This window comes from Achromobacter sp. PD1 (genome assembly GCF_048541815.1).
Lineage (GTDB): Bacteria > Pseudomonadota > Gammaproteobacteria > Burkholderiales > Burkholderiaceae_B > Achromobacter > Achromobacter bronchisepticus_A.
Window position 1 is genome coordinate 3617021 of the sequence record NZ_CP183349.1, and the last position, 13732, is coordinate 3630752.

Sequence of the window (13732 nt, forward strand, 5' to 3'; positions counted from 1 at the left end):
CTGCCAGCCCATGCCTGTATCCGTCCGGGACGCCATTGTTTCCTCCTCCCATCTGGCCTCTTCAGCCCCCGAGCTTTCCGAAGTCGAATTCGGCCTGATCATCGCCTCGCACGCGTTCAACCGCTGGATGGTGCGCTGCATGGCCTGCGCCGGACTGCCCGAGCTGACCTCGCTGGACATCCTGGTGCTCAACCACGTGTTCCACCGCGGCCGGGGCAAGAAATTGGCGGACATCTGCTTCACGCTCAACGTCGAAGACACCCACCTGGTGAATTACTCGTTGAAGAAGCTGGAGCGCCTGGGCGTGGTGCAAAGCGCCAAGACGGGCAAGGAAGTGATCTACACGGCGACCGACGCTGGCGCGGCCGCCATCCAGCGCTACGCTGAAGTGCGCGAGCAATGCCTCGTCAAACCCTTCATCGACTCCCCCACGGCGGACGACGCCAGCCATCAGCTGGCCAACACCCTGCGCGCCCTCTCGGGCCTGTACGACCAGGCCGCCCGCGCCGCCACCTCCCTGTGAGAATCCACGTTGTCTAGCACCACCGCATCTTCTTCCGCTCCGCTGCTGTCCGTGCGCGGCGTGTCGGTCGACTTCAATACCGAAAATGGCGTGTTCCGCGCCGTCGACAACCTGGATTTCGAGGTGCGCCCCGGCAGGACGCTGGCCATCGTCGGCGAGTCGGGCTCGGGCAAGTCGGTCACGTCCATGGCCATCATGCGCCTGACCGACTACACCAGCGGCCGCATCGCCACGGGACAGATCCTGTTCCGCGACGACTCCGACCGCGAGATCGACCTGACCGCGGCCTCCGATGAGGACATGCGCGCCATCCGCGGCAACGACATCGCGATGATCTTCCAGGAGCCGATGACCTCGCTGAACCCGGTGTTCACCGTCGGCGACCAGATCGTCGAGGCCATCATGCTGCACCAGCAGCTGTCGCGCTCGGCCGCGCGCCTGGCGGCGCGCAAGCTGCTGGAGAAGGTGCGCCTGCCGGACGCCGAACAGATGCTGGACCGCTACCCGCACCAGCTGTCGGGCGGCATGCGCCAGCGCGTGATGATCGCGATGGCGCTGTCGTGCCAGCCGCGCCTGCTGATCGCCGACGAGCCGACCACGGCCTTGGACGTCACCATCCAGGCGCAGATCCTGAACACCATCCGCGAACTGCAGCGCGACCTGGGCACCGCGGTGATCTTCATCACGCACGACATGGGCGTGGTGGCGGAAATGGCCGACGACGTGGTCGTGATGCTGCGCGGCAAGAAGGTCGAGCAAGGCACCGTGGACGAGATCTTCAACGCGCCCAAGCATCCCTATACCCGCGCGCTGCTGGCGGCGGTGCCGCGCCTGGGCAGCCTGACCGGCCGCGACCTGCCGCTGCGCACGCCGCAGACCGTGCTGGAAGGCGACACGCTGCGCGAAGTGGGCGAGACGCGCGAGCAGGACACCGCGCGCTACGACGAGCCCGTGCTGCGCGTGGAAAAACTGACCACCCGCTTCGACGTGGGCCACAACTTCTTCGGCCGGGTCACGCACCGCGTGCACGCCGTCGAGGAAGTGAGCTTCGACGTCTATCCCGGCGAAACGCTGGCGCTGGTGGGCGAGTCCGGCAGCGGCAAGTCCACCATCGGCAAGACCTTGCAGCAGCTGGTGGCGCCGACCTCGGGCGCCGTGCGCTACAACGGCCAGGACATTTTCTCGATGGACAGCGCCGGCCGCCAGCGCCTGCGCCAGGAGATCCAGTACATCTTCCAGGATCCCTACGCCTCGCTGGATCCGCGCAAGACGGTGGCGTTCAGCATCGCCGAGCCGATCCGCACGCACGGCCTATTGACCAGCGAAGACGCCATCGCCCGCCGCATCGGCGAACTGCTGGAGCAGGTCGGCCTGAAGCCCGAACACGCCAAGCGCTACCCGCATGAATTCTCGGGCGGGCAGCGCCAGCGCGTTTGCATTGCGCGCGCACTGGCCAGCAATCCCAAACTGATCATCGCGGACGAATCCGTGTCGGCGCTGGACGTGTCGATCCAGGCGCAGATCCTGAACCTGCTGATGGACCTGCAGAAGGACCGCGGCCTGTCCTATCTGTTCATCACGCACGACATGGCGGTGGTGGAGAAGGTCAGCCACCGCGTCGCGGTCCTGTACCTGGGCCAGATCGTCGAACTCGGCACCCGCCGCCAGATTTTCGAATCGCCGCAACACGCGTACACGAAGAAGCTGCTGGCCGCCGTGCCGGTGGCCGAACCCGGCCGCCACATCGACACCTCGCTGATCGAAGGCGAAATCCCCAGCCCGGTGCGGCGCGTCGGCGACGAGCCCGCCATCATTCCCCTGGTTGAATTCGCGCCCGGCCACCAGGTGGCCCGCGCGGCTTGAGCCGCAACCCCTTTTTCACGTCGGCCCGCCCGGCTTCCCGTTCCTGGAGTTGAACATGCTCTCCCTACGCAAAACCTACACCGCCACCGCCCTGGCCCTGGCGCTGGGCGGCGCGCTGCCCGCCGTCTTCGTGACCGCTCACGCCGCCGGCACGCTCAATGTCGCCATCAACCAGGACCCGGGCAGCTGGGACCCGATCGACACCTTCGTGACCTTCTGGGGTTCGGTGGGCAGCAACCTGTATGACGGCCTGACCATGCGCGGCGCCGACCTGAAGCTGCAGCCGGGCCTGGCCACCAGCTGGGAATACCTGGACGACAACAAGCGCCTGCGCTTCAAGCTGCGCGAAGGCGTCAAGTTCCACAACGGCGAACCCTTCAACGCCGAAGCCGTGAAGTTCACCTTCGAGCGCCTCCTGGGCGCGGAAGGCGCCAAGGGCCCGCAGAAGTCCAACTACGACTCGATCGGCGAGATCAAGGTGGTGGACGAATACACCGTGGACTTCATCCTGAAGCAGCCCGATCCCGTCCTGCTGACCAAGCTGGCCGGCTATGGCGCCATGATCGTGCCGCCCAAATACATCAAGGAAAAGGGCGAAGACAACTTCAACACCAACCCGGTCGGCACCGGCCCGTTCAAGTTCGAAAGCTACCAGCCCAAGGTCAACGTGACCCTGGCGCGCAACGACGACTACTGGGGCGGCAAGCCCAAGCTGGACAAGGTGGTCTACCGCTTCATCGGCGAGCCGGGCACGCAAGTCGCCGAACTGCAGGCCGGCCGCATCGACGTCGCCACCCTGATTCCGCTGGGCCTGATCGAAACCGTGAAGAAGTCCGGCAACGCCGACGTCATCTCCACCGGCGGCCCGGTCGCTTTCGCGCTGCGCTACAACACCAAGAGCGGCATCACGCAGAACCGCGACGTGCGCCGCGCGCTGATCATGGCCGTGGACCGCGACGCCATCGTCAAGCAGCTGCTGCTGGGCCAGGCCAAGACCATCGCCAGCTTCCAGGGTCCGCAGTCCTTCGGCTACAACCCCGAGCAGAAGCCCCTGCCCTTCAACCCCGCCGAAGCCAAGAAGCTGCTGGCCGCCGCCGGCGTGAAGCCGGGCGCCACCGTGCAGATCGACGTGCGCGGCAGCGATTCGAACTTCCGCGAAGTGGCCCAGGCCGTCTCGGGCTACCTGCAAGGCGTGGGCGTGCGCGCCACGATCAAGCCGTATGAAACCGGCGTGCTGCTCAACGACATCATTCCCGGCGGCAAGACCGGCGAAATGTGGCAGAACCAGTGGGGCGGCTGGACCTACGACTACGACAACACGGCCTACCTGATGTACCACACGGGCCAGAAGTGGAACCCGTACGACAACGACGCCAAGCTCAACGGCATGCTGGAAGCGCAGCGCACGGTCTACGACGTGAAGAAGCGCGAAGCCATGCTGCAGGAGATCGCCGGCTACGTGGCCGACCAGGCGCTGGAAATGCCGCTGTACAGCCTGAACACGATCGTCGGGGTGAACAAGCGCGTGAAGGATCTGGAAGTGCCGGGCGACATCCGCTTCCGTTTCCTGAACGCTTCTGTGGAGTAGGCCCCCCCCCGAAGCGCTGCGCGCTTCCCCCCCAGGGGGGCATGCCTGCGGACCGGCAGAGCCCGGATCCGCGGCATCCCGCTGGGGGAGGACTGGTTGCTCATGGTGCGATGGCGCTATGAACAACTAAAGAGTTTTTCTGAAATGCTTTGGGCGCTGCCTTGACGCATTAACCCCACCGACCGTTCCGGCGCAAGCCGGGACGGCGACTTATGACCGGATTTCTCATCAAACGCGTGTTGCAGGCCGTCTTCGTGATCGTGGCCGTGACGCTGCTCGTCTCTTATGCCGTGCGCCTGACCGGCGACCCCGCGCTGATGCTCAGCCAGGGTTCGGGCAGCGTCACTGAGCAGGACCTGGCCAATATCCGCCAGGCGCTGGGCCTGAACCGCCCGTTCTACGAGCAGTACCTGTCCTATATGCAGGGGCTGCTGCATGGCGATTTCGGCCGCAGCTTCATGGGCGGCACGTCGGTCGCCAAGCTGATCGGCGATGCTCTGCCCGCCACGCTGATGCTGGCCTTCACCTCGCTGCTGGCGTCGATCCTGATCTCGCTGCCGCTGGGCATCCAGGCCGCGATCAAGCGTGGCAAGACCACGGACCAGGCGATCCGCATCCTGTCGCTGGTGGGACTGTCCTTTCCCAATTTCTGGCTGGCGCTGATGCTGGTGCTGCTGCTGTCGATCACCTTCCCGCTGTTGCCGCCGTCCGGCTGGAGCGGGCCGGCCAGCCTGGTGCTGCCGTCGCTGACGATGGCCATCATCCTCAGCGCCACCAACATCCGCCTGGTGCGCACCACCATGCTGGAAACGCTGTCGGCGCAATACATCATGGTGGCGCGCAGCAAAGGCCTGAAGGAACGCGTGGTGCTGTACAAGCACGCGCTGCGCAACTGCGCGATTCCGCTCATCACCTACCTGGGCCTGCAATTCGGCGGCCTGATCGGCGGCATCGTGGTCATCGAAATGGTCTTCAACTGGCCCGGCCTGGGTACGCTGGCGTTCGACGCCATCTCCGGCCGCGACTACCCGGTGCTGCAGGGCACGGTCACCGTGCTGGCCTCCGTCATCGTCCTGGTCAACCTGATCGTCGACATCGCCTACGGCATCGTCGACCCCCGCATCCGCACGCGCTGAGCCTTATGCAGACTACTACCCCCACCGCCGCCGCCCCCAAGGCGGCCAAGCCCCGCAGCCGCTACCGCTCGCTGGAATTCGTGCTGGGCGCGCTGCTGACCGGCACCATGATCGTGCTGGTGCTGACCTCCGGCTGGCTGTTCCCCGACGGCGGCGAAGCCATGGACCTGGCCGCCCGCCTGATGGCGCCCTTCACCTCGGCGGCCCACCCCTTCGGCACCGACCCGCTGGGCCGCGACGTGCTGGCCCGCGTCATCGTCGGCGGCAAGATCTCGCTGACGGTGGGCTTCGCCTCGGTCGTCGGCGGCGCGCTGCTGGGCATCGTCATGGGCCTGATCGCCGGCTACTACCGCGGCTTCTGGGACATGATCGTCATGCGCTTTGCCGATGTGCAGCTGGCGCTGCCGTTCATCCTGGTGGCCATCACCTTCATCGCCATCCTGGGCGGCGGGCTGTTCAACGTCATCTTCTTCATGATCGTGTCGCAGTGGGTGCAGTATGCGCGCCTGGTGCGCGCCCAGGTCCTGGCCCTGCGCGAGCGCGAGTTCGTGCTGGCCGCCCGCGCCTTCGGCGTGCGCGACCTGGCCATGATCCGCCACCACATCGTGCCCAACCTGCTGGGGCCGCTGGTCATCCTGATGACGCTGAACGTCGCCAACAACATCCTGCTGGAAAGCAGCCTGACCTTCCTCGGCCTGGGCGTGGATCCCATGATCCCGAGCTGGGGCGGTATGCTTGCCGACGGCCGCACGTATATGCAGACGGCCTGGTGGGTCAGCGTCTTTCCGGGCCTGGCCATCATGCTGACGGTGCTGGGCCTGAACCTGCTGGGCGACTGGCTGCGCGACCGCCTGGACCCGACCGGCAAGGTCTGAAGCCGCCCCGGTCCGCCTGAAAGGAATATCGAGTATGTCTTTGCTGGAAAAAACATTCGACCGCACGCTGGACGCCTGGACCCATGCCTACATGGCGCCGGCCTGGCGCGGCGCGGTCGTGGAAGGCTGGCTGTTCGAAGGCGTGGAGGCGCGCCGCGCGGCCCAGGAGCGCCTGGCGCAAGCCGGCGTCACCGCGCGCTTTCGCAGCGCCTACAAGCCGCTGCTGCACTACTTCCTGGAAGAGGTCGAGCGCGAAGGGCTGGCGTCCGTCGTGGTGCGCTATCCGCTGCACGAACACGCCCAGGCCAAGCGCTTCACGCTGGAAGCCTATCCGCTCATCGCGCTGCTGCAAGGCGTGGACGTCGCCATGCAGCCCGGCGCCGACGATCTGCACTACGACGTCAGCCTGCGCTACGCCGATGGCCGCAAGCTCGATACCCGCGTCTATGCGCCCAACCAGGTCGGCTACGCCCAGGATGGCACGCCCGAGCTGTCGCCCACCGGCTGGCTGCGCGTGCGCGACGCCGAAGGCGCGCTGCAGACCGATGCCGCCCAGGCCACCGAATACCAGCAGGCGTTCCGCGCCATCGTGGACACGGTGCGCAGCCATGCCTGGGGCGCGCACGAGCCCTATTTCGAGCGCCTGGAAATCCGCGTGGACCTGCCGGGCATCGACTTCGCCCTGCCGGTGGACGAGGAAATCGTCAGCACCTTCGAAGCGCTGCACGAAGACATCTATTTTTCGCTGCTGGAACACTTCCAGAAGCACTCGGGCCGCCCGTCCGGCGACCGCGGCCTGCAACCCGGCCAGATCATTCCCGACATCCGCCGCCACGACGGCGCAGCGCGCGTGCTGATATCGCTGGAGCATTTCGACGCCTTGGCGCCCGTTGCGCCCGCGCCGCTCGATGCGCCGCTGGCCCAGGTCCGCGAACCGCTGTCGGCCGGCCAGATCGCCAGCTGCATGGCGGCGTTCGGCGGCGATACCTTCCAGGCCGTATCGCGCCAGGGCCGTCCGGTGCTGGGTACGTACCTGCGCGGTCCCGGCCCCGCAGTGTTCATCTCCGGCGCGCAGCACGCCAATGAAACTTCCGGCGTGGTCGGCGCCCTGCGCGCCGCGCAGACGCTGGCCGAGCGCGGCGACGCGCATTTCGCCCTGATCGCCGCCGAAAATCCGGACGGCTACGCGCTGTTCAACCGCCTGCGCGCGCACCATCCGCGCCACATGCTGCATGCCTCGCGCTACAGCGCGCTGGGCGACGACATCGCCTACCGCGAACGCGCCCCGTTCTTCGAACGCGAAGGCCGCCACCAGGCGCACGCCATCAGCGGCGCGCAGCTGCACATCAACCTGCACGGCTATCCCGCCCATGAATGGACCCGGCCGCTATCCGGCTACCTGCCGCGCCATTTCGAGCTGTGGACCATCCCCAAGGGCTTCTTCCTGGTGCTGCGCCATCACCCGGGCTGGGGCGACCGCGCCCGCCGCCTGATCGAGGGCGTTACCGCCAGGCTGGCCCGCAACGTTCCCGGCCTGGTCGAGCTCAACGCGCGGCAACTTGAACTATTCCAGGCGCACGCGCTCGAAACCGGATTCGACGTACTGAACGGCATCCCGGTGCAGATCAGCGAAAGCGACCGCGAAGACTTGCCCATGGCGTTGATTTCCGAGTTTCCGGATGAAACCGTCTACGGCGACCGCTTCGTTTTCGCGCATACTGTACAGATGGAAACCGTCCTGGCGGCGACCGAGCTCTACCGCGCAGGGCTCTAGCGGCAAAAAGACCGGCGTAGCCAAGGACCGCGCCGGCACCCGACCTGTAAAACCATTAGAAAAATGAATATCCGAGAACGCAACCACGGCGATGACCTGGCCCTGGTGGACATCTGGCTCCGTTCGGTACGCGCCACCCACACGTTCCTGACGGAAAAGGAAATCCAGGCCATGTACCCGCAGGTGCTGAACACCGACCTGCCTTCGGTGCGGGTCTGGGTCTGTGAGGACGATGCCGGCGAAGTTGCCGGCTTCATGGGCCTGAACGGCAACAAGGTCCAGATGCTGTTCGTGGATGCCAACAAGCGCGGCAAGGGAGCGGGCCGGCGCCTGCTGAACTTCGCGCGTTCGCTGCACGGCACCCTGCTGGTGGACGTGAACGAACAGAATCCCCAGGCCCACGGCTTCTACAAGCACTACGGTTTCGAGGACGTGGGCCGCTCGGAACAGGACGACGCGGGTCGCCCTCGTCCCATCATCCACATGAAGCTGGCCGGCTGACGGGCGCCTAGCCCTTGGACTGTTCCGGATGCCTGGCCCGCCAGGCTTTCAGCGCTTCCCGGTAATCGTCCATGGCTTCGTTATAGGTGTCATAGACACAGGGGATGCAGCCGCTGTTGCAACACTCTTCGGGTTCGGGCGCGACGGGCGGAACGGGCTGCGGGTCGTCGTCGGGGATCTGCTTGGTGCTCATATCCCAATCTTAGCGCCGATGGCCGGCGCCGGCCGCCGCGCCCGCGTCCGGCAGCCCCCATTCGGCGCGGCGGATTTCGTAGAGACGCTTGCCCGCGCCGCCTGCTCCCGCACCGCCAATCTGGCGCATGCCGCATTTTTCCAGCACCCGGCAGGACGCGGCATTCTCTTCCAGCGCCACGGCCGACAGCGCCTCGACCGGCAAGCGGCCGAATCCCAGCGCCAGCAGCGCATGGGCGATTTCGGTGGCGTATCCCATGCCCCAGCTCGCGGGCAGGAAGGCATACGCGACCTCGACCTCGTCGCGGCCCCGAGATTGGGTGCGCTTCAAGCCCGCCCGGCCCGCCAGCGCGCCGCTGGCGCGGTCGGCCAGCACATACATGCCGTAGCCCAGCTCGGTCCAATGCTCGACGTTCTGCAGCAGATAACGGCGGCTGGCCGCGTCTGTCCGGGTGCCGCCCATGGTGGCCATGAGGCGCTCGTCCGCATGCATCGCGGCAATGAAGGAATAATCGGTTTCGTCCATGCGCCGGGCTTGCAGCCGGGCGGTCTGGAAAGTGTCGGGGAGCAGTGCGGCGGACATGGAAGGCTGAAGAAATGGCGTGGCGGACATGATACCGGCGGACGGCCCGCCGGCCCATCGTCCAACGGACGAATCCCCCAGGCCGAGTCCGGCCCCGGGGCATGGCTTTCAGGTGCGGTGCAGGCCCAGGAAACTCCAGCGCACGTCGGCGCGGTCCAGCATGTCTTCGCGCGAACTGAGATGGTGCGAGGACAGGCCGTGGCCGGCCGCCAGCGTGATCGTTTCCTGCGCGGACACGTCGAACATGCGGCGGCCAGGAGGCACCGGGCCGTGCCGCAGCGACATCAGGATCTGGCCCTGCGGCGCCAAGAGCGCGGCCAGCGCCTGCATGCCCTGGCGGCGTTCGTCGGCGTCCAGGTGCATCCACACGGCCGTCAGCATGATCACGTCGAACGCCCGGTCTTGACCGCGCAGCACGGCCAGTTCCGGCAAGGCGTCGTCGATCCATTCCAGGTTGGGCAGCGCATGGCGGCGCTGCCCCTCCTGGCGCAGCCCGGGCGTGGGCTCGGCCGCCACCACCGAATGCCCCATCCGCGCCAGCGCGGCGGCGTCGCGCCCCGATCCCGCGCCGATGTCGGCGATGCGCGACGGCGCCGCGGGGATCAGGTGCGCCACGTCGCGGTGCACGTCCGCGAACGCGATGCTCTCGTACTGGTCTGCCAGGGCCGCGGCGTTTTCACCGTAGCCCTGCGTGCCGGAAGCCCCTGTCATTGCTGGGCTGTCGGCCGAACCTGGATCGCCGCGGGCGGCCAGGTGGCCTTGATGGCGTCGTAGATGCGCTTGCCCACGCGGCCGTCTTCCGGCAGCTTGCGCTTGACCTGCTCTTCGCGCACGGCGTCGCGGGTCTTGCTGCCCGGAATGCCGTCGGCCACGCCCACGTCATAGCCCAGGCCGTAGAGCATCTCCTGCAGCTCCTTGATCTGCGCGCGCGACAAGCCGGGGTCGTCCGTGGGCCAGGCCGCGACGAGATCCGGCCCGCCCTGCAGGCGATTGAGCAGCATCGATACCGCCAGGCCATAACGGCGCGACTGGTTGTAATGCAGGATGGCGTCGAAATTCACGGTCGCCAGGAACACCGGGCCGGCGGAACCCGTGGGCGCGAACAGATAGGCCTGCTCGTCGTTGCCCGACGCCAGCTTCAAGGCCGAACCGTTGCCCTGCTTCACGCCGGCCTGGGCCCACTGGGCGATCGTGCGGCGATCCTGCGAACCCACGTATTCGGCTTCGGGCGAGGCCGGAATGGCGGCGGCCAGCTCGGCCGGCACGCGCACTTCGATCACGGCGGGCAGGCTGTGCGTCCACTTGGCACGGCGCTTGCGCAGGTGATTGGCAGTCGACGCCAACGCGTCGGGCAGCGAGTTGTAGAGATCGATCTTGCCGTTGCCGTCGCCATCGGCGGCCAGCTCATAGAACGAGGTCGGGATGAACTGCGTCATGCCGAAAGCGCCGCTCCAGGAGCCGACGAAGCTGTCCGCCGGCACCACGCCGTCACGCAGCAGGCGCACCGAGGCGTAGGCGTTCTTTTCCCACAGCGGCTTGTTCTCGGTGCAGGCGCGCGTCAGCCAGGCGTCCAGCACATTGGTCTTGCCGACCTGCCGGCCGTAGTTGGTCTCGATGCCGAAGATCGCGACCAGCGTGGCCGGATCCACCTGGTATTGCTGGCTGATGGCCGACAGCTGCGGACCATATTTGGCGAGCACGCCCAGGCCGTCGCGCACGCGCTCCTCGTCCACGGTCTTGGCGATGTAATCCCACCAGGCCTCGCGCCCCTCGGGCTGGCCCTTGGCGGATGCGACCGTGGTGGGCAGCAGCTTGGCGTTGGCGGTGTACTTGTCCCAATCGGCCACGGTCAGGCCGTTGGCCGTGGCGCCCTTGCGCAGCTTGGCGATGCAGGCCTTGGTGTCGAGTTCGGTCGGGATGATGACCGTGGGAGCGGGGGTGGCGGTGGCGGCGGGCGCAGCGGTGGCGGCGGGCGCAGCAGGCGCTGCGGTCGCTGCCGGGGCTGCCGTGGCCGCAGCGGGTGCGGGCAAGGCGGCGGGCGCAGGCAGGGTTGCCGGCGCGGGCGCCGCCGACCTGGGAGGCAGCGCCTGCCCGGCGCGGTCATCGACCGGAGCCGCCGGCGTGTTGGCGGCAGGCGCGGGAGTGTCGTCAAAGCTGCGCTTGGGCGTCAGGGCCGGCAGGGTCTGCACCGGCACCGCGGGCTGGGCGCGCGATCCGGTGGCGGAAGCTGGTCCCTGCGCCTGCGCGGCGCCGGCAGCGGCGGCGGTGACGGCCGCGGCCAGCAGCACGCGGGAGAAGGTGTCGATTCGAAGGCGTACGGAACGCTGACGCATGGCAATCCTGAAAAATCGAAGTCAGCCGGGATCGTACCGCGACCGGGCGTCAAAATCGAACGGCCCGCAGGGCGGGTCCGCCAGCACTGCCACTCAAACGCCCTGCAGGCTGGAAGCGGCTTCGCAGCGCCCTAGGCTGCCTGCCGCGCTTGCACCGCCACGCTCGCGGGCGGCGCACGCAGCACGCGTCGGCACAGCAACATGGCGATCAGGCTGAACAGGGCAAAGCCCGCGGTCTGCCCCGCCAGCACGCCTTCCGGGCCGCCGTAATGCGCGCCCAGCCAGACAAAGGGCAAGGTGCCCACGGTGGCGCGCAGCCAGCCGATCGCGGTGGAGTACGCGGCATAGCCCAGATTGTTGAACACCGCGATGGCGACGAAATACAGGCTGTTGAGCGCCCACGCGAAACTGCCGTAGCGGCAGAAGAAAACGATCAGGTCGCGCCCCGGCCCGCTCACCTGGAACAGATCCGGCATCCAGGGCGCCAGCACGGCCAGCACGACCGCCACGCCGAAGCCGTACATCAAGGACCAGCGCGCGGTCAGGCGCGCCGTCTCCTGCACGCGGTCCCACTGCCCCGCGCCCAGGTTCTGCCCAAGAATGGGCCCGATGGCGCCCGGCAGCACGAAGAACAGCGCATAGGCCAGTTGCAGCACCCGGTCCACCACGGTGGCGCCCGCCATCACGCTGGAGCCAAAGCCGGCGTAGGTGGACAGGGTGAAGATGACCGCCGCGGGCGTGGCCAGCGTGGTCAGCGCGGCAGGCAAGGCGATCCGCCCGATTGCAGCCAGGTGCGCGCGCAGCGCCGCGCCGGCCGGCCAGGCCACCAGGCGATGCTTGCCGAACACCAGCCAGGCGCCCAGCGCCACGGTGACCAGACGGCCCACGCCGCCGGCCCAGGCCACGCCCTCCATGCCGCCGTCCAGCACGAAAATGACCAGCGGGTCCAGCGCCGCGACCGTCGCCGTCCCCGCCAGCAGCACCCACATGGACTGGCGGCCACGGCCCGCGGCGCGCAGCAGGTTGGACAACATCATGCCCACGCCCATCACGACCGCGAACGGGGTCGTGATGAGCACGTAGGACAGCAGATGCGCGCGCACGTCCTCTGCCAGGTCGATGGCCGCCGTGTAGGGGCCGATCACGGCCAGGAACAAGGCGCCGGACACGAGCGCGGCGGCGGCCATCAGGACCAGCGAAGCGCCCGCCAACGCGCGGGCGCGCGGCGCATCGCCCGCCCCCAGCGCGCGCGACACCAGGGCCGTGCCGCCCACGGTCACGCCTATGCAGACCGAGATGATGGTGAACTGCGTCATCGATCCGAAGCCCACCGCGCCCAGCACCGCCTCATCCTTGAGCGTGCCCAGGTACAGCAGCGACAGGAACTCCACCGCGAACACGGCCAGCATGCTGGCCCAGCCGGTCAGGACCATTTCCAGCACATGCGGGCCCATCGGCCCCGAGACGAAGCGGGCGCGCGGATCGGAAGCGGCGGAGGACGAGTTTTCAGACGTCATGAGGCTGTTGGATGGAACGCGGCCAAGGCCGCGCGAAAGTTGCCGGGTCCGCGCTCAGCGGCCCGCGGGCGCGAACCAATACTGGTACACGCTGCCGTCATTCGAATACCAAGGCAGCAGGCCGATGGTGTCGGATTCACGCTGCACGGTCACCAGCAGGCCTCCTGCCTGGGGCCGCAGCAGCGCCACGTGGCGCCGCACTCCCATGGACTCGTACTGGCGCCAGTCGTGCCGCACGCTGATCCACAGCCGGCCCTGCGTGCAACCGCCTAGGCGCCGGATGCCGTCCGGCCTGGAGGGCCGGGCCGCGCCAGGCAGGGCGGCAGGATCCTGCATACCGTTCAACTGCGGCAGGCGGCCGGAAGCGCGCGCGCCCTGTCCGTCCAGCGCCAATATCTCCCATCCGTCCGCGGCGGCCGTGAAAGCCACGGTGGCCTCGGGCCCGGAGCGCCATTCCGGCAACGGGTTGTCGCCCATGCCCGGTAGGTCCAGGGGATATTGCAGGAAATTGCGCAGGTCCATGGATGCGCCGGCCTCGCGGTCGCCAGACACGAACTCGCCTTGCGCCCGATAGACGCCGGCCAGATCCGGGCATTGGGCCGGATCCGTTGGCAACGCCGCAAGCGTCCCGTCTCGAAAGGGAGGCCAGGCAACGGACACGCCATCGACCCGGGATGCGCCGCAGCCGCTCAAGGCCAGCGCAGCCAGCGCCGCCGCTGCAAGCCTGCCCACTCTCCACGCGCCACGCACCGCTGTCTTCATGCCTGCCCTCTGCTCTTGCCGGCCGTCGCGCTGGCCCAGGCGGCGCCTCCGACTATCGGTCTGGCGCGAACTATATCCGAAACCC

The 13732-nt window shown here is 67.8% G+C and carries 13 protein-coding genes; 7 read left to right on the forward strand and 6 right to left on the reverse strand.

The window, feature by feature from the left end:
• Window positions 1-10 precede the first annotated feature (10 nt).
• The 7 genes from ACM1PE_RS17105 to ACM1PE_RS17135 all read left to right on the forward strand — a co-directional run bounded on the left by ACM1PE_RS17105 (window position 11) and on the right by ACM1PE_RS17135 (window position 8260).
• A complete protein-coding gene (locus ACM1PE_RS17105) occupies window positions 11-523 on the forward strand; it encodes a winged helix DNA-binding protein (protein ID WP_059372716.1) in 513 nt (170 codons plus the stop codon).
• Window positions 524-532: 9 nt separating this feature from the next.
• Window positions 533-2386 (forward strand): dipeptide ABC transporter ATP-binding protein, encoded by a 1854-nt coding sequence (locus ACM1PE_RS17110; RefSeq protein WP_059372713.1) that lies wholly within the window; start codon window positions 533-535, stop codon window positions 2384-2386.
• 55 nt (window positions 2387-2441) lie between these two features.
• The gene (locus ACM1PE_RS17115; protein ID WP_118934720.1) at window positions 2442-3974 is read left to right on the forward strand and encodes an ABC transporter substrate-binding protein; all 1533 of its coding nucleotides are present in this window, start codon (window positions 2442-2444) and stop codon (window positions 3972-3974) included.
• A gap of 212 nt (window positions 3975-4186) precedes the next feature.
• Complete coding sequence (locus tag ACM1PE_RS17120; RefSeq protein WP_054452620.1) at window positions 4187-5110, forward strand: ABC transporter permease; 924 nt, start codon at window positions 4187-4189, stop codon at window positions 5108-5110.
• Window positions 5111-5115: 5 nt separating this feature from the next.
• Entirely contained in the window at window positions 5116-5985 is an 870-nt protein-coding gene (locus tag ACM1PE_RS17125) for an ABC transporter permease (protein ID WP_118934718.1), read from the forward strand.
• Window positions 5986-6019: 34 nt separating this feature from the next.
• Window positions 6020-7759, forward strand: coding sequence for a peptidase M14 (locus ACM1PE_RS17130; RefSeq protein ID WP_419340568.1), 1740 nt, complete (start codon window positions 6020-6022; stop codon window positions 7757-7759).
• 63 nt (window positions 7760-7822) lie between these two features.
• Window positions 7823-8260: an acetyltransferase gene (locus ACM1PE_RS17135; RefSeq protein WP_059372691.1), complete on the forward strand. Its 438-nt coding sequence runs from the start codon at window positions 7823-7825 to the stop codon at window positions 8258-8260.
• 7 nt (window positions 8261-8267) lie between these two features.
• Here ACM1PE_RS17135 and ACM1PE_RS17140 read toward each other — a convergent pair whose 3' ends face one another.
• The 6 genes from ACM1PE_RS17140 to ACM1PE_RS17165 all read right to left on the reverse strand — a co-directional run bounded on the left by ACM1PE_RS17140 (window position 8268) and on the right by ACM1PE_RS17165 (window position 13647).
• Window positions 8268-8453, reverse strand: coding sequence for an oxidoreductase-like domain-containing protein (locus ACM1PE_RS17140; RefSeq protein ID WP_054452636.1), 186 nt, complete (start codon window positions 8451-8453; stop codon window positions 8268-8270).
• Window positions 8454-8462: 9 nt separating this feature from the next.
• Window positions 8463-9035, reverse strand: a complete 573-nt coding sequence (locus tag ACM1PE_RS17145; protein ID WP_419340569.1) for a GNAT family N-acetyltransferase — start codon at window positions 9033-9035, stop codon at window positions 8463-8465.
• A gap of 108 nt (window positions 9036-9143) precedes the next feature.
• Window positions 9144-9746 carry a class I SAM-dependent methyltransferase gene (locus tag ACM1PE_RS17150; protein ID WP_419340570.1) on the reverse strand — a complete coding sequence of 201 codons (603 nt, stop codon included), beginning with the start codon at window positions 9744-9746 and terminating at the stop codon, window positions 9144-9146.
• On the reverse strand, window positions 9743-11368 hold the full coding sequence (locus ACM1PE_RS17155; RefSeq protein WP_187774099.1) for a lytic murein transglycosylase: 1626 nt from the start codon (window positions 11366-11368) through the stop codon (window positions 9743-9745). Before ACM1PE_RS17155 ends, ACM1PE_RS17150 begins: the two co-directional genes overlap by 4 nt.
• 131 nt (window positions 11369-11499) lie before the next feature.
• The gene (locus ACM1PE_RS17160) at window positions 11500-12885 is read right to left on the reverse strand and encodes an MATE family efflux transporter (RefSeq protein WP_223283495.1); all 1386 of its coding nucleotides are present in this window, start codon (window positions 12883-12885) and stop codon (window positions 11500-11502) included.
• Between the two features lie 54 nt (window positions 12886-12939).
• Window positions 12940-13647: a hypothetical protein gene (locus tag ACM1PE_RS17165; RefSeq protein WP_059372680.1), complete on the reverse strand. Its 708-nt coding sequence runs from the start codon at window positions 13645-13647 to the stop codon at window positions 12940-12942.
• Between the last annotated feature and the right edge of the window lie 85 nt (window positions 13648-13732).

Bases quoted from the DNA above. Each gene is read 5' to 3' on its own strand.
- ACM1PE_RS17165 (WP_059372680.1), bottom strand. From the start codon at position 13,647: ATGAAGACAGCGGTGCGTGGCGCGTGGAGAGTGGGCAGGCTTGCAGCG.
- ACM1PE_RS17145 (WP_419340569.1), bottom strand. From the start codon at position 9,035: ATGTCCGCCGCACTGCTCCCCGACACTTTCCAGACCGCCCGGCTGCAA.
- ACM1PE_RS17130 (WP_419340568.1), top strand. From the start codon at position 6,020: ATGTCTTTGCTGGAAAAAACATTCGACCGCACGCTGGACGCCTGGACC.
- ACM1PE_RS17125 (WP_118934718.1), top strand. From the start codon at position 5,116: ATGCAGACTACTACCCCCACCGCCGCCGCCCCCAAGGCGGCCAAGCCC.
- ACM1PE_RS17135 (WP_059372691.1), top strand. From the start codon at position 7,823: ATGAATATCCGAGAACGCAACCACGGCGATGACCTGGCCCTGGTGGAC.
- ACM1PE_RS17160 (WP_223283495.1), bottom strand. From the start codon at position 12,885: ATGACGTCTGAAAACTCGTCCTCCGCCGCTTCCGATCCGCGCGCCCGC.
- ACM1PE_RS17140 (WP_054452636.1), bottom strand. From the start codon at position 8,453: ATGAGCACCAAGCAGATCCCCGACGACGACCCGCAGCCCGTTCCGCCC.
- ACM1PE_RS17120 (WP_054452620.1), top strand. From the start codon at position 4,187: ATGACCGGATTTCTCATCAAACGCGTGTTGCAGGCCGTCTTCGTGATC.
- ACM1PE_RS17155 (WP_187774099.1), bottom strand. From the start codon at position 11,368: ATGCGTCAGCGTTCCGTACGCCTTCGAATCGACACCTTCTCCCGCGTG.
- ACM1PE_RS17105 (WP_059372716.1), top strand. From the start codon at position 11: ATGCCTGTATCCGTCCGGGACGCCATTGTTTCCTCCTCCCATCTGGCC.
- ACM1PE_RS17150 (WP_419340570.1), bottom strand. From the start codon at position 9,746: ATGACAGGGGCTTCCGGCACGCAGGGCTACGGTGAAAACGCCGCGGCC.
- ACM1PE_RS17115 (WP_118934720.1), top strand. From the start codon at position 2,442: ATGCTCTCCCTACGCAAAACCTACACCGCCACCGCCCTGGCCCTGGCG.